The sequence below is a fragment of the Arthrobacter sp. ok909 genome (genome assembly GCF_900104405.1).
In the GTDB taxonomy this organism is placed as follows: domain Bacteria; phylum Actinomycetota; class Actinomycetes; order Actinomycetales; family Micrococcaceae; genus Arthrobacter; species Arthrobacter humicola.
In genome coordinates, this window is sequence record NZ_FNJS01000006.1 from 35,928 (window position 1) to 54,393 (window position 18,466).

20 protein-coding genes are annotated in these 18,466 nt (G+C 66.7%); 10 read left to right on the forward strand and 10 right to left on the reverse strand.

Annotated features, from left to right (window positions below; genetic code table 11):
* Positions 1-666: 666 nt before the first annotated feature.
* Positions 667-1,215: a YceI family protein gene (locus BLR03_RS06745; protein WP_091251071.1), complete on the reverse strand. Its 549-nt coding sequence runs from the start codon at positions 1,213-1,215 to the stop codon at positions 667-669.
* A 213-nt stretch (positions 1,216-1,428) separates the two neighbouring features.
* On the opposite strand from BLR03_RS06745, the gene BLR03_RS06750 reads away from it, so the two are divergent.
* Genes BLR03_RS06750 through ccsB form a run of 5 tightly spaced genes read left to right on the forward strand, consistent with a single transcriptional unit; the run spans position 1,429 to position 6,373 of the window.
* Positions 1,429-2,094: a histidine phosphatase family protein gene (locus BLR03_RS06750; RefSeq protein WP_091251073.1), complete on the forward strand. Its 666-nt coding sequence runs from the start codon at positions 1,429-1,431 to the stop codon at positions 2,092-2,094.
* Positions 2,095-2,096: 2 nt separating this feature from the next.
* A complete protein-coding gene (locus tag BLR03_RS06755) occupies positions 2,097-2,717 on the forward strand; it encodes a TlpA family protein disulfide reductase (protein WP_091251074.1) in 621 nt (206 codons plus the stop codon).
* Positions 2,718-2,730: 13 nt separating this feature from the next.
* The gene (locus BLR03_RS06760) at positions 2,731-3,486 is read left to right on the forward strand and encodes a cytochrome c biogenesis CcdA family protein (protein ID WP_091251076.1); all 756 of its coding nucleotides are present in this window, start codon (positions 2,731-2,733) and stop codon (positions 3,484-3,486) included.
* Positions 3,486-5,261, forward strand: a complete 1,776-nt coding sequence (locus BLR03_RS06765; protein ID WP_091251078.1) for a cytochrome c biogenesis protein ResB — start codon at positions 3,486-3,488, stop codon at positions 5,259-5,261. Before BLR03_RS06760 ends, BLR03_RS06765 begins: the two co-directional genes overlap by 1 nt.
* Positions 5,261-6,373 (forward strand): c-type cytochrome biogenesis protein CcsB, encoded by a 1,113-nt coding sequence (gene ccsB, locus BLR03_RS06770; RefSeq protein ID WP_175460431.1) that lies wholly within the window; start codon positions 5,261-5,263, stop codon positions 6,371-6,373. Before BLR03_RS06765 ends, ccsB begins: the two co-directional genes overlap by 1 nt.
* Before the next feature lie 53 nt (positions 6,374-6,426).
* Here the strand turns inward: ccsB and BLR03_RS06775 are convergent, their stop codons facing one another.
* A complete protein-coding gene (locus BLR03_RS06775; RefSeq protein ID WP_091251079.1) occupies positions 6,427-6,720 on the reverse strand; it encodes a hypothetical protein in 294 nt (97 codons plus the stop codon).
* A 225-nt stretch (positions 6,721-6,945) separates the two neighbouring features.
* A complete protein-coding gene (locus tag BLR03_RS06780; protein WP_091251080.1) occupies positions 6,946-7,374 on the reverse strand; it encodes a PLD nuclease N-terminal domain-containing protein in 429 nt (142 codons plus the stop codon).
* Between the two features lie 166 nt (positions 7,375-7,540).
* Here BLR03_RS06780 and BLR03_RS06785 point away from each other — a divergent pair, with 166 nt between their 5' ends.
* Positions 7,541-7,849, forward strand: coding sequence for a DUF4229 domain-containing protein (locus BLR03_RS06785; protein WP_091251082.1), 309 nt, complete (start codon positions 7,541-7,543; stop codon positions 7,847-7,849).
* Between the two features lie 95 nt (positions 7,850-7,944).
* Here BLR03_RS06785 and BLR03_RS06790 read toward each other — a convergent pair whose 3' ends face one another.
* The 5 genes from BLR03_RS06790 to BLR03_RS06810 form a co-directional block, all read right to left on the reverse strand.
* On the reverse strand, positions 7,945-8,826 hold the full coding sequence (locus BLR03_RS06790; RefSeq protein ID WP_091251084.1) for a 1,4-dihydroxy-2-naphthoate polyprenyltransferase: 882 nt from the start codon (positions 8,824-8,826) through the stop codon (positions 7,945-7,947).
* Positions 8,827-8,900: 74 nt separating this feature from the next.
* Complete coding sequence (locus BLR03_RS06795) at positions 8,901-10,061, reverse strand: AMP-binding protein (RefSeq protein WP_254788231.1); 1,161 nt, start codon at positions 10,059-10,061, stop codon at positions 8,901-8,903.
* 8 nt (positions 10,062-10,069) lie between these two features.
* Positions 10,070-11,023, reverse strand: coding sequence for a 1,4-dihydroxy-2-naphthoyl-CoA synthase (locus BLR03_RS06800; protein ID WP_091251086.1), 954 nt, complete (start codon positions 11,021-11,023; stop codon positions 10,070-10,072).
* Between the two features lie 21 nt (positions 11,024-11,044).
* Positions 11,045-11,485 (reverse strand): VOC family protein, encoded by a 441-nt coding sequence (locus BLR03_RS06805; protein WP_091251087.1) that lies wholly within the window; start codon positions 11,483-11,485, stop codon positions 11,045-11,047.
* A 94-nt stretch (positions 11,486-11,579) separates the two neighbouring features.
* Positions 11,580-12,341 (reverse strand): CPBP family intramembrane glutamic endopeptidase, encoded by a 762-nt coding sequence (locus tag BLR03_RS06810; protein WP_091251089.1) that lies wholly within the window; start codon positions 12,339-12,341, stop codon positions 11,580-11,582.
* A 144-nt stretch (positions 12,342-12,485) separates the two neighbouring features.
* On the opposite strand from BLR03_RS06810, the gene BLR03_RS06815 reads away from it, so the two are divergent.
* Both BLR03_RS06815 and BLR03_RS06820 read left to right on the forward strand, forming a co-directional pair.
* Positions 12,486-14,183, forward strand: coding sequence for an ABC-F family ATP-binding cassette domain-containing protein (locus BLR03_RS06815; protein WP_091251090.1), 1,698 nt, complete (start codon positions 12,486-12,488; stop codon positions 14,181-14,183).
* Positions 14,184-14,413: 230 nt separating this feature from the next.
* A complete protein-coding gene (locus tag BLR03_RS06820) occupies positions 14,414-15,874 on the forward strand; it encodes an amino acid permease (protein ID WP_091251092.1) in 1,461 nt (486 codons plus the stop codon).
* A 129-nt stretch (positions 15,875-16,003) separates the two neighbouring features.
* On the opposite strand, the gene BLR03_RS06825 is transcribed toward BLR03_RS06820, so the two are convergent.
* Positions 16,004-16,774 carry a dienelactone hydrolase family protein gene (locus tag BLR03_RS06825; RefSeq protein WP_091251093.1) on the reverse strand — a complete coding sequence of 257 codons (771 nt, stop codon included), beginning with the start codon at positions 16,772-16,774 and terminating at the stop codon, positions 16,004-16,006.
* A 116-nt stretch (positions 16,775-16,890) separates the two neighbouring features.
* Complete coding sequence (locus tag BLR03_RS06830) at positions 16,891-17,067, reverse strand: CsbD family protein (RefSeq protein WP_091251322.1); 177 nt, start codon at positions 17,065-17,067, stop codon at positions 16,891-16,893.
* 197 nt (positions 17,068-17,264) lie between these two features.
* On the opposite strand from BLR03_RS06830, the gene BLR03_RS06835 reads away from it, so the two are divergent.
* Positions 17,265-17,738, forward strand: coding sequence for an SRPBCC family protein (locus BLR03_RS06835; RefSeq protein WP_091251094.1), 474 nt, complete (start codon positions 17,265-17,267; stop codon positions 17,736-17,738).
* Complete coding sequence (locus BLR03_RS06840; RefSeq protein ID WP_091251096.1) at positions 17,738-18,415, forward strand: pentapeptide repeat-containing protein; 678 nt, start codon at positions 17,738-17,740, stop codon at positions 18,413-18,415. The genes BLR03_RS06835 and BLR03_RS06840 overlap by 1 nt, the downstream gene beginning before the upstream one ends.
* Positions 18,416-18,466 lie beyond the last annotated feature (51 nt).

Sequence of the window (18,466 nt, forward strand, 5' to 3'; positions counted from 1 at the left end):
GGGGTCTGCTGGCCGTATTGCGGGGTCTGCGGGGCGTTTTGGCCGTAGGCCGGCGGGGTCTGCTGGCCGTACTGCGGAGTCTGCGGCGCGTTCTGACCGTCGGCCGGGGTGGACTCCCCTCCCGGCTCGGAGCCGTTGGGAGGTGAAGGCGGGACTGGAGGGTTGCTCATGAAGCGGTCCTTTGCGAGTCGATCACGGAATCGGCCACCGGGACCAGCGATCCTGCCCTGCCCCCAGCATGGTTTAGCTCCACCGTACCGCGGGCCGGCCGCCGTGCGGATCATTCCGCAGAGGTATTCTCAACCCTCTTTCGTCCACCGGTTGGGCCGCGGCTGGACGGCAAGCGGGACGGGCGGTTGGGCCACGCGTCCGCCACTGCCATCAGACGGAATCCCGGGGCGCGGCAGGCCTAGGTTCGGCCCCGATGGGCGACAAACCAAGCCTGTGAATTTGGCAGCCACATCAGCGCGGTTGCTGCCAGGCTGATGAAGAAGCCCGGCAGGCCTCCACCGCCCCGCCTCAGCCCGCGAAGCGCGCGCGGAAACAGCAGCGGAAGCTGCAGCGGAACCAGCAACACAAACAACAGCGCCCTGCTTCATCGCGAAGATGAAGCAGGGCGCCGGAACCGGCCACCCGGCGTCGAGTGGCCAGCGGGGAGAGTAATGACTATGCCGCGGGAGCGATGAAGGCCAGTTCCAGGTTGATGGCAACCTTGTCGCTGACCAGCACGCCGCCGGCTTCGAGGACTGCGTTCCAGGTCAGGCCGAAGTCCTTCCGGCTGATGGTGGTTTCGGCGGTGAGTCCGGCGCGGGTGTTGCCGAACGGATCGACGGCCACACCGTTGAATTCGGTCTCGAGGGCCACCGGGCGGGTGATGCCCTTGATGGTGAGGTCGCCCTGGAGTTCATAGGCGTCGCCCTTGGGGACGATGGTGTTGGAGACGAAGGAGATCTCCGGGAACTTCTCGACGTCGAAGAAGTCCTCGCCGCGGACGTGGCCGTCGCGGTTGGCATCGCCGGAGTCGAAGCTCGCGGTCTTGATCGAAGCGCTCACCTTGGAGTCGGTGACGTTCTCGGAGAGGTCCAGCGTGGCTGCGGCGTCGGTGAACTGGCCGCGGACCTTGCTGATGCCTGCGTGGCGGACGGTGAACCCGATCTCGCTGTGCGACGGGTCGAGGGTCCAGGTGCCGGTGGTGACGTTTGCGGGAAGTGCCATGGTGATGCTCCTTGAGTCGGGTGGGTCCTGCTGCGGTTCGTCTGATCGTTACTTGAAACCTCATTGGTTGAAATCTCAACTAACTGCTTCACCCAGTATAAACATGCATTTGCATCTTTTATTCCAACTCCAGGGAACATTTTTCAAAACTCTTCAGTTCTACCTTCCGTAGAAGATTTCAGATCGACCGTCATCTTTGAGAAACTGGTAGACATGCCCCAAGCCACTGTTCATTTGCTCCGCCACGGCGAGGTCCACAATCCCGATGGTGTCCTGTACGGCAGGCTGCCGGAATTCCACCTCTCCGAACTCGGCCGGGAGATGGCCCGCACGCTGGCCGAACACTTCAGCGAGCGGTCCGAACAAGGGGCCCGGATCGTCCACCTGGCGTCGTCGCCGCTGACCCGCGCGCAGGAGACGGCCCAGCCGATTGCCGCGGCCCTGGGCCTTGAGATCGCCACCGACGCCCGCATTATCGAGGCGGCCAACTACTTTGAGGGTCTTCACGTCTCCAAGGCGGAGCTGCTCCGGCCCAAGCACTGGACCAAGCTGTACAACCCGCTCCGGCCGTCCTGGGGTGAGCCCTACAAGGAGCAGGCTGCGCGGGTCATTGCGGCGGTCCAGGACGCACGCGTCCGGGCGATCGAGCTTGGCGGTGACGGGGCCGAAGCCATCCTGGTCAGCCACCAGCTGCCCATCTGGGCCACGCGGCTCAGTGCCGAGGGCCGCCCGCTGTGGCATGATCCGCGGAAGCGCGAGTGCACGCTGACCTCGCTGACGTCCCTGGTGTTCGACGACGCCGGCGTGCTCGTGCGGGTTGACTACAGCGAGCCTGCTGCCGCCCTCTTGCCCGGTGCCGCCAGCACCCCGGGAGCCTGACCATGGCAGAGAACCGACGCGCCGGGACTCCGCTGTCCCGCCGCAACGTCCTGACGGCCGGCGGGGCCGCCCTCGCCGTCGTGTTCGGGCTGTCCGGCTGCGCCCAGGACGATGCCCTCGCCAAGCAGGCCAAAGCCGGGGACAACAAGAACTACGTGGCCGGCGACGGATCCGTGACCGAATTCGCCGTCGCGGACCGCAAGAGTCCCGTGGAGCTCAAGGGGACGCTGTTCGACGGAACCGCCGTCACCTCCGCGGACTTCACCGGCAAAGTCACCGTGCTGAACTTCTGGTTCGCCGCGTGCGCCCCCTGCCGGGTCGAAGCGCCCACCCTCGAGTCGCTGCACCAGGAATTCAAGAACCAAGGCGTGCAGTTCTTCGGCGTCAACCTGCGCGACGAAAAACCCACGGCCGACGCGTTCGACCAGACCTTCAAGCTGACGTACCCAAGCTTCAACGACAAAGACGGCGCCGTACTGCTGGCCGTCTCCGGCCTCGTGCCCCCCGGCGCTGTGCCCACCACCCTCGTGCTGGACAAGCAGGGCCGCGTCGCGTCCCGGGTGCTCGGCGAAATCCAGCAGGGCACCCTCAAATCCCTCATCGCCGCCGCCGTGGCCGAGTAGCGCGGTCCACACTGTGAACAGCCCCTTCGCCGAAGCCATCCTGAACGGATCGCTCCTGCTGGCCATTCCCGTTGCCCTCCTGGCCGGGTTTGTCTCCTTCCTCTCTCCCTGCGTCCTTCCGCTCGTCCCCGGATACCTCGGCTACGTCACTGGGCTGACCGGCGTCGACCTGCAGAAACAAAGGCGCGGCCGCATGCTGGCCGGAATCGGGCTCTTCGTCCTTGGCTTCTCCGTGATCTTCGTGCTGCTTGGCGGGGCGTTCGGGCAGCTGGGCAGCCTCATCACCGGCTCGCAGAACAAGTGGATCACCCAGTTCCTGGGCATCCTGGTGATCATCATGGGCGTGGTGTTCATGGGCGGCTTCGGTTGGCTCCAGCGCGATGCCAAGATCCATGCCAAACCGCCGGCCGGACTATGGGGTGCGCCCTTGCTCGGCATCACCTTCGGGCTGGGCTGGGCCCCGTGCATCGGTCCCACCTATTCCGCCGTCCAGCTCCTCAGCCTCTCCGGCGGCTCGTCCGCGGCGAAGGGGGCGTTCCTGGCCTTCGTGTATAGCCTTGGGCTGGGCATCCCGTTCCTGCTGATCGCGCTGGCTGTGCGCCGCGGCATCGGCGTGATGTCTTTCTTCCGCAAGCACCGGCTCGCCATCCAGCGCACCGGCGGCGGCATCCTTGTCCTGCTCGGCATCCTGATGGCCAGCGGCGTGTGGGGTACCTGGGTCTCCGGGTTGCAGTACTGGTTCCAAACCGATGTGAAATTGCCGATCTGATGAGCGAGCGCGTGAACGTAAAGAAGAAGAAGTCCCCCAAGTCCGAGGCCGTCATGCCCTCGCTGGGTCCGTTGGGCATGCTCCGCTGGGCGTGGACGCAGCTGACCAGCATGCGCACGGCCCTGTTCCTGCTCCTGCTGCTGGCTGTCGCCGCCGTGCCCGGCTCGCTGTTCCCGCAGCGGCCCGCCAACCCGTCGATTGTCACGCAGTACATCCAGGACCACCCGGACTACGGCAAGATCCTGGACTCGGTCCAGCTCTACGACGTCTACTCCTCGGCGTGGTTTTCCGCGATCTACCTCCTGCTGTTTATCTCGCTGATCGGCTGCGTGATCCCGCGCGCCATCGCGCACTACAAAGCGATGCGTTCCCAGCCTCCGCGCACCCCGGCACGGCTGTCCCGGCTCCCCGAATACGGCACCCTGGTGATTCCGGCCGACGCCGGGATCCCGGCGTCGGCGGCTATCTCCGACGCCGCGGAGCTGCTGAAGAAGCGCGGATACCGGGTTGATGTCCGGGACCGCGACGGCGAGCGGCCCTCCCTCGGGGCCGAGCGCGGCTTCCTGAGGGAAGTCGGTAACCTCGTCTTCCACACAGCGCTGATCGGGGTGCTGGTCTCGGTGGCGGCCGGCGGCCTCTTCGGCTACAGCGGGCAGCGGATCCTGGTGGAGGGCGACACCTTCGTCAACACCCTGGTCGGCTATGACCAGTTCACGCCCGGCACCAACTTCCAGAGCAGCCAGCTCCAGCCGTATTCCGTCCAGCTGGACAAGTTCGACATCACCTTCGACCGTGAATCCAAGGGCAAGTTCGGACAGCCCATCGATTTCACGGCCGAAGTGACCACGAAGGAAAACCCGGACGCGCCGGCCAAGAAGGAACTGCTCAAGGTCAACGACCCCCTGAGCCTCGGCGGCACCAGCGTGTACCTCACGGGCAACGGCTACGCCCCCGTGGTCACTGTCCGCGACGCCGCCGGGAACATCGCCATGCAGGGGCCCGTGGTCGCCAAACTCCAGGGCGAGAACTACTACTCTTCCGTGGTCATCAAGGTCCCGGACGCCAAGCCGGAGCAGCTCGCGTTCGCAGGGTTCTTCCTGCCGACGGCCTTCATCACCGACAAGGGCGTGTCCTTCAGCGGTGATCCGGAGCTCATCAACCCGCAGCTGACCCTGAACTCGTACTTCGGCGATCTCGGCCTGAACGCGGGAGCACCCCAGAACGTCTTCGAACTCGACGTCAAGAAGCTGACGCCGCTCAATGCGCGGAACCTGCCCACCAAGGGCATCGTCCTGGCGCCCGGGAGCAGCTACACGCTGCCCGACGGCAAGGGATCCATCAGCTTCGACGGCGTGAAGCGCTACGTCGGCGTGGACATCCACCACAACCCCGGCCAGCTCTACGCGCTGATCTTCGCGCTCCTGGCCGTCGCCGGGCTGGTCACCTCGCTCTACGTGAACCGCCGCCGCGTCTGGGTCCGGACCGGCACCCACGAGGACGGCCGCACCATGGTGGAATATGGTCTCCTGGCCCGCGGCGAGGACCACCGCCTGGCCGGGGAAGCCGCGGCCATCCGCAAACTCCTGTCCAGCGAATGGCTGCTGGGCGAGGACGCCGCGCCCGGTTCCCAGCCCGCTCCCAGCAGGACGGCGGATAATGACCGGGCGGCTACCGCCGAGAGCGGTGCCGGCGGCACGAACGCCTCCCCTGAACACCCCGAAGAAGACTTCATTCAGTCAACAGCCGGCTCCTCTGAGTCGAAGAAGGATCAGTAATGCTGTTCGCGATCAACGAAACCATGGGCCAGTACAGCGAGCTCTTCATGTTGCTGGCCGCCGGCACATACACAGTGGCCTTCATCGCCTTCGCCTGGGACCTGGCCAAGAGCAGCAAGATGCTGCGGGCTGTGGACCTCAAGGCGGCGGAACTCTCCGGGCAGACGGCCGCGGCCGCGCGCGTCCCTGTCGGAGTCGGTGCGGTGGCCGCCGGAGGCGACGCTGACCGCGCCGATTCGGATGTCAGCGGGCCCGTCGGCCGTGCCGAACGTCCGACGTCGTCTTCCTCCGGCCGTAGCGGCGCGGCAGGGGCGGGCTACACCGCCGACGGCAGCATGCGCTACGGCGGCGAGCGGCGGGTCCCCGCGCGGGTGGCTGTCGCGCTGACCGTCCTGGGCGCCGCAATCCATGCGGCCGGCGTGATCACCCGTGCGCTCGGCGCGGGACGGGTGCCGTGGGGCAACATGTACGAATTCCTCACCACCGGTGCCTTCGTGGCCGTTGCCGTCTTCCTGCTGGTCCTGATCCGCCGCGACCTGCGCTTCCTGGGCACGTTCGTGATCGGCCTGGCCATCATCATGCTCGTTGCGGCCTCCATCGCCTTCTGGACGCCCGTGGGGCACCTCGTGCCCGCGCTGCAGAGCTACTGGCTGATCATCCACGTCTCCATCGCCGTGATGTCCTCGGCCCTGTTCACCCTGACCTTCGCCATGTCCGCGCTGCAGCTCGTGCAGTCGCACCGGCAGAAGACCATCGCCGCGGGAGGTGCCGACAAGCTGGGATTCATGCGCCTCGTGCCGAACGCCCTGAGCCTGGAGAACCTGTCCTACCGCATCAACGCGATCGCGTTCGTCGGCTGGACGTTCACGCTCATGTTCGGCGCCATCTGGGCGGAGAAGGCCTGGGGCCGGTTCTGGGGCTGGGACACGAAGGAAGTCTGGACCTTCGTGATCTGGGTGGTTTACGCCGGCTACCTGCACGCCCGCGCCACTCGTGGCTGGACCGGAACCCGTGCCGCCTGGCTCTCGATCGTCGGCTACCTGTGCGTGGTCTTCAACTTCACGATCGTGAACCAGTTCTTCAACGGCCTGCACTCCTACTCGGGGCTGTAAACCGCACCCCAGGGCTGCAACGCCTCCGCGATCCGCCACGAATGGCCGCCAAGCTACCCCGTTTGGCGGCCATTCGTGACAGCCAGGTTCTCCAAGGCGCGCGGCAGGGGGAAGCCCCACAGCACGGCCGCAGACAGATGGCTCACGACTGCGCCCGTCACCGCCGTCAGGGCGTGCACGCGTGCCAGCAAACTATCCGGGGCGGCGGCGGTGGCGCGCACTCCGTAACAGGGGCTGGCGAGATCCTGGGCCCGGGTCCGTCGTCGGCTCAGCCCGGCAGTGCGGGCCTCGGCCACGGTGAAGGGCCGGTGTCGAAGGTGCGGGGGTAGCTCACTGGGCTCGCGCATATGAGCATTCTGCGCCCGCATCGAGGAGGCTCGGGAGTTGTCCACAGAGCGGCCAGGGTGTGGGGGAGGAGTGGGCCGTGTGAGCAGCAGCCGCGGAGTGGATGAGTGGGGGCCATTTGCCGGAGATGGCCACTTTGAGGCGGGGATTCCGGCCATCTGGGGCGAATGGCCGCAGTCAGTATGGCGCGGAGTTGGTGGGCCGGGGGAATGAGGGCCGGAGTACTGCTACTTGACCTCGTCGGTACCTTGCGTGCCGGCGTCGCCTGGTTCGCGGGCATCGCCGGCGCTCTCCGGGCGGCTCGCGTCCCCGTTGCCGGCGTCAAGCTTGCGCTCCTTGGCATCGAGTTGGTCCTTGAGCCTCTTGAGCCTGTCGGCCTCGGCCTGATTGCGGCGGCGGATTTCAAGGTTGCGCAGAAAATCGGGGTCGTCGTCTGGGGCTACGGGGTGGCTGTAGGCGACGGGCGCGGTGTCCGTGGCCCGGGGGCGTCCGATCAGGAACCACAGGATGGCGCCGACCACGGGGAGGAGGATCTGTACGAAGATCCAGGCCGTTTTGGAGATCCCCCTGGTCAACCGCTTGTCAGTCCGGATGAGGTCGACAAGTCCATAGACGAATACGACCAGTATGACGATCGGGACCACTACACGGAGCATATCTTCAGTCTAGCCGTCAAGCGGCCCGACGGCGCCGATCACCGGCCCCCGGTCCGGCCCGCGGCTCCGGCCACCGGTACTGCCCCCGGACAGGCCAGGGGCGCCGCAGCCGCGGGAAGCTCGGCGGCCGCAGCCGGGCTGCCGTCCTGGCGGCTAAACTTGGGGTGTGGCTTTCCTCAAATACTCCCTGATTCGGTTGGCGCTGTTTGCGCCTCTCTTCGCACTTTTCCTCTATCTGCAGCTGGGGGTGCTCCTGGCCGCGCTGTGCGCCGGGATGATGTCCTTCGCCATCAGCTTCCTCTTCTTCCAGAAGCAGCGCGACGCGGCCACCGCGACCATCCACCACCGGTTCTCGGGTAAGGCCAAGCCGCTGCGCAGTGCCGGCGAGGTGGCTGACGCCGAGGCCGAAGACCGGATGGTGGATGCGAACCCCGACATTGCCGTCCACACGGACGCCCGCCCCAAAGACTCCTAACAGCGCTGGGCCGGAACCCGGCGGCCCGGAATGCCTGCCATGGCTCGGCAGCAGCTCGGGGCCGCGGACTAGGATCCGTGCTTGGAAATAGCGTGCTAGAAGCCGTGACTCAGGACGAGGCCCAGTGAAAACAGTGCCGCGAAGCCGAGGTTGATCAGTCCGGTCTGTTTCAGGACCGGGATGAGGCTCTTCCGGCGCCGCCCGGAGATCATGAGCCAGGACGGCATGAGGCTGGCAGGGATCAGCAGCAGCACAATCAGCATCCACGGGCGGGTCGGGGCCAGGACGATCACGAGAAGGATCGCGACGGCGAGCATCAGGACGTAGCTTTCGCGGGCATGCTTGTCGCCGAGCCGCACGGCCAGGGTCTTCTTTCCGGCCTTCCTGTCGGTCGGGATGTCGCGGACGTTGTTCGCCATCAGCAGGGCGCACGCGATCAGCCCCGTGCCGATCGCCCCGATAATGGCGGCGAGGCTGAGCTGGCCGGCCTGCGTGTAGGTGGTGCCCAGCGTTGCCACGAGGCCGAAGAACACAAACACAAAGACGTCGCCCAGGCCGAGGTAGCCGTACGGGTTCTTGCCGCCCGTGTAGCCCCAGGCGGCCAGCACGCAGCCGATGCCGACCAGGATGAGCCACCAGGCCTGCGTGATGATCACCAGGATCAGGCCAAACAGCATCGCCAGCCCGAATGCCGCGAACGCGGCCCGTTTGACCTGTTCGGGCTTGGCCGCGCCGGAGCCCACCAGCCGGAGCGGGCCCACCCGGTCCTCATCCGTACCGCGGATGCCGTCCGAGTAGTCGTTGGCGTAGTTGACACCGATCTGCAGGAGCAGGGCGACCAGTGCGGCCAGCACGGCGTTCAGCAGGATGAACGAATCCATCTCGTAAGCCGCCGCGCTGCCGATCAGCACCGGCGCAATCGCGGCGGGCAGGGTGCGCAGTCGGGCGCCTTGGATCCATTGTGCGGCTGTGGCCACGGTCAGTACCTCATTGGTTCGTTGAATGCTCGTTGGTTGGTTCAATACCCGGCCAGAAGCCGGAAGCCGCTTGTCTATTTTCCCTGATGCAGGGCATCGAGCAGGACCGTCATGCCGAGGCGGTCCGGCTTGCCGTTGGGCAGCATGAGCAGTTCCGCGGCGGGCAGGACCGTTTTCGGCGCCAGCGCACCCAGCACCGTCCCCCAAGTTTCGTTCCGGCCGTCGGCGAACGCGGCCAGGCCTTCCGGGGAACTGTCGGCCACCGCGACGTACGCGGCCAGGGCGTGGCCCCACTCCGCGGAGGGCACGCCGGCCACGAAGGCGGCGCGCACGCCGTCGAGCTTTTCCAGCACGGCTTGGACGTGCGCGGCCGAAACCTTGAGGCCGCCGGTGATGACGACGTCGTCGGCCCGCCCGAGCACGGTGAGCCGGCCGTCGGCGTCCAGTTCGCCGAGGTCGTTGGTCCGGTACCAGCGGACGCCGTCCTCTTCGATGAAGGCGCCGGCCGAGGGCTCGGGGGCATCCAGATACCCGGCGGCGACGGTTGCCCCGCCCAGCAGGATGCGGCCGTCTTCCGCCACGCGGACCAGGACGTCTTCGAGCGGGAAGCCGTCGTACACGCACCCGCCGCAGGTCTCGGCCGATCCGTAGGTGGTCACCACCTTGACTCCGGCGTCACGGGCCGCCGCGAGCAGCTCCGGGGCCGCGGGGCCGCCGCCGAGCAGGACGGCGTTGAAGCGCCGCAGCACGGCCAGCGTCTCGGCCGAGGGCGAGTCCAGGAGCCGCTGCAGCTGGGTGGGCACCAGCGAGGTGAAACGGATCTTGTCCGTGAGCTCCAAAGCCGCGGCCGTGAAGGCCTCCGGGGTGAAGCCGCCGGACATGTCCATGACCCACGGGCGGGTGCCCGCAAAGAGGGAACGGACCAGCACTTGCAGGCCGGCCACATACTGCACGGGGAGGGCCAGCAGCCACTGGCCTTCGCCCTTCAGCGCAAAGGCGGTCGCCATCGACGACGCCGCCAGGGCGTCCACGGTGAGGACGGTTGCCTTCGGCGTGCCCGTGGACCCGGACGTCCGCACCACGACGGCTGCGTCCTCGATGCCGGGCGTTGCGGGGAACGCCAGCACCGGAGCGCCGTCGGACCCTGCGGAGAGTTCGACGGCGGGTCCCTCGCCGTGGAGGGCAGCAGCCAGCGCCTTGAGCGCAGGTTCGATGTTGATGGCTCCGGAAGTCACAGCGCGCCTTAGAAGTAGTACGGGAATTTGGACCAGTCGGGGTCGCGCTTTTCGAGGAAGGCGTCCTTGCCTTCCACGGCCTCGTCGGTCATGTAGGCCAGACGGGTCGCTTCGCCGGCAAAGACCTGCTGGCCGGCCAGACCGTCGTCGGCCAGGTTGAACGCGAACTTGAGCATGCGGATGGCCTGCGGGGACTGCCGGGCGATGTCGGCGGCGTACTCCAGTGCGACGTCCTCGAGGCGTTCGTGGTCCACGGCCTCGTTGACCGCGCCCATCCGGACCATGTCTTCGGCGGAATATTCGCGGGCCAGGAAAAAGATTTCCCGGGCGGCCTTCTGGCCGATCTGACGGGCCAACAGGGCCGAGCCGTAACCGGCGTCGAAGCTTCCCACGGTGGCGTCGGTCTGCTTGAACTTGCCGTGCTGGCGGGAGGCGATGGTGAGGTCCGAGACCACGTGGAGGGAGTGCCCGCCGCCGGCTGCCCAGCCGTTGACGACGGCGATCACCACCTTGGGCATGGTGCGCATGAGCCGCTGGACCTCCAGGATGTGGAGCCGGCCGGCGCGGGCCGGGTCGATGGTCTCCTTCGTCTCCCCCTCGGCATAGCGGTACCCGTCGCGGCCGCGGATCCGCTGGTCCCCGCCCGAACAGAACGAGTGGCCGCCGTCCTTGGGGGAGGGGCCGTTCCCGGTGAGCAGCACGGTGGCCACGTCCGGGGTCATCCGGGCGTGGTCCATGGCGCGGTAGAGCTCGTCCACGGTGCCGGGCCTGAAGGCGTTGCGGACCTCGGGGCGATTGAAGGCGATGCGCACGGTGGGCAGGTCCCGGACCACCTCTCCGTCGGCGGAGCGCTCCACCTGGCGGTGGTAGGTCATGTCCTGGAAGTCGTCGAAACCGGACACGGTGCGCCACCGCTGGGGGTCAAAGACGTCGGATACCTTGGCGGGGATTTCGTTGCTCACAGTCCGAGTCTAGTAATCGGCTCAGCTGATGCAGAACTCGTTGCCTTCCGGGTCCGCCATGGTGTGCCATTCGTGGGGTCCTTGGCGGGCCGTCCAGAGGAACGTGGCGCCGCGCGCTTCCAGGGCGGCGCGCACCTCATCCTTGTCCGCGCCGGCCAGCCTCACATCCCAGTGAACCCGGTTCTTGACGGTCTTGTCCTCGGGGACCGACTGGAACAGGATGCGGCGGGCGGGCGCCTTGGTGTCGAGTTCTTCGGGCGGGACGATGGCGGCGCCGGCACCCCAGACGAGCTTGCCGTGATGCGTCAGGGTTTCCGCCTCCGTCGCGAAACCCTGCTCGATCATGGAACGGATGAAGCCCTCATCCTGCTGCTCCACGGCCCAGTCCAGGGTTTCGGCCCACCAGTCGGCGAGCCCGTGCGGGTCGATGCAGTCCACCACGATCTGAATGTTCAGTGTCATGGGAAGAACCTACGACGCCGGGACGGCCGGCGGTAGGTGTCCGCACCGGAAGACCTCCGCCGACGTTCCCGCCATCTCCGTTCGTGGCGTCGGCCTAGCCCTGGATCCGCTGCAGCTGTTCGAGGACCTCCGGCGGAATCGCGTAGATGAAGACCACCGCCAGAAGATTCTTGGAGGCGTGGACGAAGTAGGAGAACATCACGTTCTTGCCGGTCCAGACGTACACGAACACCAGGACGGCACCCATGGCGAGGTACGGCATCAGCACCTGCAGGGTCATCTGCTCCTGGCCCACGATGTGCAGGGCCGCGAACAGGACCACGGACAGGCCGCAGCACAGCCAGAGGTTGACCCGGCGGCTCAGCTTGCCGATCAGCAGGTGGCGGAAGATGTACTCCTCGACGAACGGGCCCACGATCACCAGCAGGGGCACCATGAGCCATACCGGGACCTGCTGCATGAGCGCCTGGAGCCCGGCCTGGTTGGCGGAGGTCTGCACCGGCCCGCTGACGGCCACGAACACGGCGGTGAGGATGAGCATCACCACCACGGACAGCGGCACCATGAGCGCGGTGAACCAGGGCCTCGTGGCCAGGACGCGGAGGTCCCGCGCGGCAACGCGCCGCGCGGCGGTCAGCGCCAGGATGCCGATGGTTGCGTAGAAGATCAGGTTCACCGCATAGGACGCCACGGCCGGATTGGGGGACAACCGCAGCAGCAGCGGCGCCAGCAGTTCGCCCGCCACGGCGAAGAATGCGGCCACGGCCACATAGAGTCCGGCAGTGATGAAGTCCAGCCGTGAGAACCGGTAAAGCTCCGGCTGCGGCGCCGGCGGTGTGCGGAGAGCTGTGCCCATGCCCCCAGCCTAGCGCCGGGGCGCAGGGACGCGGTCACGTACGCCATGCGGCAGTCGCCTCGGTACCTCAGCAAGAGTCGACGGTGCGATACTTGAGGACGCAAGCCGCCGCCGGCAGGCTGGGCACTTACTTGCGAGGACTCCTTGAGCGAACATCTCCGCCTTTCGGGCGTATCCCATGGTTATGGGGACCGCCAGCTCTTTGCCGGCGTCGAACTGGCCATCACGGCCGGTGAACATGTGGCGGTCGTCGGCGAAAACGGCGCGGGAAAATCAACGCTGCTCCGGGTTTTGGCCGGCCTCGAGGCCCCGGACGAGGGCACCGCCGTCAGCCAAGGCCGTGTCGGCTACCTTGCCCAGGCGCATGGCCTGCCCGATCAGTTCACCGTCAGCGACGCGATCGACGCCGCACTGGCATCGCTGCGCGCCCTGGAGGCCGAGCTGGACCGGCTGGAGGACGGGCTTGCCGGTGCGGAAGCGGACGAACTGGAGCGCTACGGAAACCTGCAGACGCAGTACCAGCTCCGGGAAGGCTACGCCGCGGAATCCCGGGTGGAGGCGGCGCTGGACAGGCTGGGCCTGGGCGGGCTGGACCGGATGCGGACACTGGGCTCACTCTCCGGCGGGGAACAGGAACGCGTGGCACTCGCCTGCGTACTGGCCGATCCCGCGGACATCCTCCTCCTGGACGAACCCACCAACCACCTTGACGCCAGCGGTACGGCCTGGTTGGAGGCGCGGCTGGCGGCGCACCGCGGAACCGTGGTGGTGGTCTCCCACGACCGCGTGCTCTTGCGCAAAGTGGCCTCAACCGTGATTGAGGTTGATGCCGAACGCCGGACGGTCAACCGCTATGGCAACGGCTATGAAGGTTACTTGCGGGAGAAGGCTGCCGAACGCCAGCGATGGGCGCAGCAATACCAGGGGTGGCTGGACGCGATGGCTGCCGAACGGCTCCAGGCGGACACAGTCGCGGGAAGGATGGGCTATGCCCGCCAACGCGACGGCGACAAAATGGGGTTCGACTTCAAGGCCGGCACGTGGCAAAAGGCGGTCACTAGCAAGGTCCGCAATGCCCAGGAACGTCTCCGCCGGCTGGAGGCCAACCCCATCGACCGTCCCCCGGTGCCCTTGAAGCTGGCAACGGATCTGCAGGCGGACGTTGCGACGGGTCCCGCTCTTGAAGCAAACGGGGTGGCCGTGCACGGCCGCCTGGAGGCCACGGACTTCCGGGTGGAGGCGGGCCAGAAAAACCTCATCACAGGCCCCAATGGCGCAGGCAAGTCCACGCTGCTCTCCGTGCTCGCGGGCACGCTGGAACCGGCCAAGGGCACCGTCGTGAGGCACGGCCGGATCGGGTACCTGCAGCAGGAGTTGGAACTCCCGCGGCGTCCGGCATTGCGGCTCTTGCCTGCTTTTGCCGCGGGCCTGGGCGGCAACATCGATGAGCACGCCGAGGCATTGCTGCACCTGGGGCTCTTCCGGACCAGCGAATTCCACGTACCGGTGGGCAGCCTTTCCGCAGGGCAACAACGCAGGCTGGCGCTGGCCCGGCTCCTGCTCGGCGGGTTCGGGACCATGCTCGTGGATGAACCCACCAACCATCTGGCGCCCGTCCTCGTGGAACAGCTTGAAGCGGCCCTCTCCGACTTCCTAGGGACGCTGGTCATAGTCAGCCATGACCGCGCGCTGGGGGAGTGGTTCAGCAAGTGCGCCCGTGCAAACAGCAGCGGGAACCGCGCCGGGCACGGCGTCGAGGCCGGGAACTGGCGCCGGTACGCCATGCGGGACGGCGCCGTAACGCAACTGAACGATGCGCCGGGATTTGTGGACAGCAAATAGAAGATTATTCGGCCATTGAGCAGATCGGTCATCATTAATTAGGAATAATGCCCGTCTGGTGTTGCCCGCGTCACGGTGCGGCCGGGAATTCTAGTACGATGGATGAGCCGAGCGAAGCTTTGACTTTGTGAGGTTCGGTACACGCTGCCGCCCCGCCGGGGCGAACCCGCATGTTGTGTAACCGAATCCCGGTCCCGTCCCGGCCCTAATCCGACCTGCAAGGAACTGTTGTGCCACAAAGTACTTCCACCGAACTTCAGAGCGCGCCGGCGCAACCCGCCGTCGTCGACTCGACTCTCAGCGCCGAGGGCTACAAGAAGACCCTGAGCGGCCGCCACGTGACGATGATCTCGATGGGCGGCGCAATCGGCGTCGGCCTGTTCATGGGAGCCGGCGGTCGTCTGGCCTCCACCGGCCCGGCGCTGATCTTCTCCTACGCCATTGCCGGCGTGATCGCCTACCTGCTGATGCGGGCACTTGGCGAGCTCATCATGTACCGCCAGACCTCGGGCTCCTTCGTCAGCTACGCCGGCGAAATGTTCGGCAAAAAGGGCGCTTTCATCTCCGGCTGGATGTACTTCATCAACTGGGGCATGACCGGGATCGCGGAACTGATCGCGATCGGCCTGTACTTCCAGTTCTTCTTCCCCAACGTGCCGGTGGAAGCCTCCGCGATTGCGGCGCTCGCTCTGCTGGTGGCCGTGAACCTGTTCAGCGTCAAGGCTTTCGGCGAGTTTGAATTCTGGGCATCCTGCCTCAAGGTCGGCGCCATCCTGATCTTCCTGGCTGTGGGCACCTTCATGGTGGTCACCAACGCCAAGGTGGGCGCGGGCCACGCCTCGGTGGCCAACCTCTTTGCCGACGACGGCGGGATGTTCCCCAAGGGCGCCCTCGTCATGGTCCTGGTGCTGAACGCCGTGATCTTCGCGTACAACGGCATCGAACTCGTCGGCATCACCGCCGGCGAGATGGAAAACGCCAAGCGCGAAGTGCCCAAGGCGATCCGCGCCGTCGTACTGCGCATTGTGGTCTTCTACGTCGGTTCCGTACTGCTGCTGGCCATGCTGCTGCCGTCGGATCAGTACAAGGCCGGCGTGTCCCCGTTCGTCACCGTCTTCGGCCAGATGGGCCTTGGCTGGGTGGGCGATGTCATGAACATGATCGTCATCACCGCAGCCCTGTCCTCCTGCAACTCTGGGCTGTACTCGATCGGCCGCGTCTTCCGCACCATGGCCAACAACGGACATGCCCCGCAGTGGCTCACCAAGATGTCCAAGCGGCACGTGCCGTACGCGGCCATCCTCGCCATCGCCGCCTTCTACCTCGTGGGCATCCTGCTGAACATCTGGCTGGGCGGCTCGCACGCCTTCGACCTCGCGCTGAACACCGCCTCGATCGGCGTGATCTTCACGTGGGGCGCCATCTTCGCCAGCCAGATCGCGCTGCGCCACCAGAAGGGCCGCGTTTCCAGCCTCCCGATGCCGGGCTCGCCCTGGACCAGCTGGGCCGGACTGCTTGCGCTCCTTGCGATCACCGTGCTGATCGGCTTCGACACCATGACCAGCAAGACCGGCGAGGTCTTCCACCTGGGCCTGTGGACCCTCGCCACCGTTCCGTTCTTCGCCCTCATGCTGTGGATGGGCTGGCAGAAGGTCAAGCACAACGCACCCAAGAGCGAGCTCTACAGCTAGGAGCCGCCACTAGTGTGCCCGTCGATTGCTCCGTAACCGCCCTTCTGGAACGCCATGAGGGCGGTTACGGAGCAGTCGATGCGGAAAAGGCGGGCGCTCAGACCTTCAAATGCTCAGGTCTTCAGATGCTCAGACCTTCAGATGCTCAGCGAAGTGGTCCTCGATCCGCTGCCACGCTTCCGGAGCCGACTGCGGATCGGGGCCGACGCCCATGACCCGGAAGAGCGGCCGCAGCGCCCTCGGCCCGGCCTCCGCGTCGTTGAGGAACGCGTGCCCGGCCGAGGGGAACTCCTTGACATCGTTCTCCACTCCGAGCCGGTCCAGGACGGACTCAAGCTTCGCCGCCCCGCCGGGAATGCTGCGGTCCTTGCCGCCAAAGTTGCCCACCACCGGGCAGGCGCCGGCCAGGGCCTTCTCGGGGTTCTTGGGGAGCCGGCCGTAGTTGACGGCCGCCGCGTCGAAGCGGTCATTGGCCAGGAGCAGGGCGAAACCGCCGCCCATGCAGAACCCGATCACGCCGATTTTGCCGGTGGTACGCCCGGATGCCAGCAACCAGTCCCGGGCTGTCGCCAGATCGGTGAAGGCCCGGCCCTCGCCCGCCGCCAGCGCTCGCATGGTGGCCACAAGGCAGCGGCGGGCGCCGCCGTCGCTGAACAGATCAACGGCCAGCGTCAGGTAACCCGCCGCCGCCAACCTGTCAGCGTGGCGGACAGTGATGTCGTTGAGGCCGAAGGCTTCGTGGATCATCAGGACCGCCGGGAAAGGCCCCTCGCCCTTCGGCGTCGCCAGGTAACCTCGCAGCACCGGCGAACCGCCGGCCGCGGCGCTGGCCTGGCTCAGGTCGACGTTGCTGAAACCCCGGCTTGCGGGCTTGCCGTGGTCTGCCTCGGTGCGTGCCATGCTGTCCCCTCTGTGGCTGTTCCGGCCATTGTTGCAGGATGTTCGCCCGGAGGGCACAAAAAAGCGACGCCGGACATCCCCCAAAGGAAAGTCCGGCGCCGCAATTCTTGAAAGGACTAGTCCTTTTTGACAGCGTCCTTGACGTTTTCGCCGACCTTCTTCGCATCGGCTACGACCTGGTCGCGCTGGCCCTCGGCCCGCAGCCGGTCGTTGTCAGTCGCATTTCCTGCCGCTTCCTTGGCCTTGCCGCCAAGGTGCTCCGCTTCGTTCTGAATCTTGTCTCCAACACCCATGGTGCAGGCCACCTTTCGTTTCCGGTAGAAATTCACTGTCCAAACACCATAACACAAAGCATGCTTACTACTTCAAGAGACCTCGCCCAAAAAGGGTGCCGCGAGCTGATCGGTGGATGTTGCCGCCGGCCACGGCAGGGCGGGGCGAACCCTGTTGGCTTTTCCCGGCGGGCGCTCCCCGGGCTAGGCTCGGAGTCATGGACCAGAAGACCACTCTCACGCAGCACATCAAGGCTCCGGCGGACTCGGTCTGGGCGGTGGTGTCGGACATTCCCGCATCTGCCGCAACCCTGTCCGGCGTTGACGCGATCCAGATGCTCACCGATGGCCCCTATGCCGTGGGGACCCGCTGGAAGGAAACCCGCGCCATGATGGGGCGCTCGGAAACGGTGGAGATGTGGGTCTCCCAGTGCGAGGCGCCGTCGAACGGCCGGGGCGGCGGCACCACCGTAAAGGCTCTCCAGGGCGGCGCCGACTACACCTCGCGCTTCTCCCTGGCGGAGCGCGACGGCGGCACTGACCTCACGCTGACGTTCGGTGCCGAGCTCACCAGCCCCACCCGGTTCAGCAAGATCATGCTCACCGTGTTCGGTCCGCTCGGCATGCGCATCACCCGCAAGGCGCTCGCGAAGGACCTGGCGGAAATCGCGGCCAAGGCCGAGTCGCTCTGATGGTCCGGCACGCCGGGGCGGCCAAGGCGCCCAAAGTCACCGCCCCTCGCCTCGCGCCGGTTCGGCCGGGGGAGTTGCGGGACGAGCCCGCCCCGGACTTTCGGCGCGGTGTACGGTACGACGGCGTCCGGTACAGCCGCGCGTCGGCCGACGGCCTGGACCTTGGCGGCACGGACTTTGCCGAGTGCGAGTTCGCCGGGGTGTCGTTCAATGAGACCCAGTTGCGCGGCGCCACCTTCCGCGACTGCATCCTCACCGAGGTCTACGCCCCGGTGCTGACGGCCGCCCGGACCAGCCTGCGCGACGTGGAGATCGGCAATCCCCGCTGGGGATCGGCGGAGCTCTACGAAAGCGGCTGGCAGTCTGTGCGGATCGACGGCGGCAAGCTCGACTACGTGAACCTGCGCGGATCCAAGCTCACCGACGTGCAGATCAGCGACTGCATCATCAACGAGCTGGATCTGGGCTCCTGCGCCGCCACCCGGGTCGCCTTGAAGAACTGCACGATCGGCACCCTCGATTTCACCGGGGCCCGGCTGAAGGACTTCGACCTCCGCGGCACCGACTTCCGCACGATCAGCGGCCTGGGCAGCCTGGCTGGACTCGTGATCGACGACTACCAGCTCACCCTGCTGGCCCCGCTGCTCGCAACGCAACTGGGCGTCGTCGTCGCGTAATCCGGCGGCATCCGGTTGACCCGCTTGCCCTGCCGTGTAATCTTTATAGAA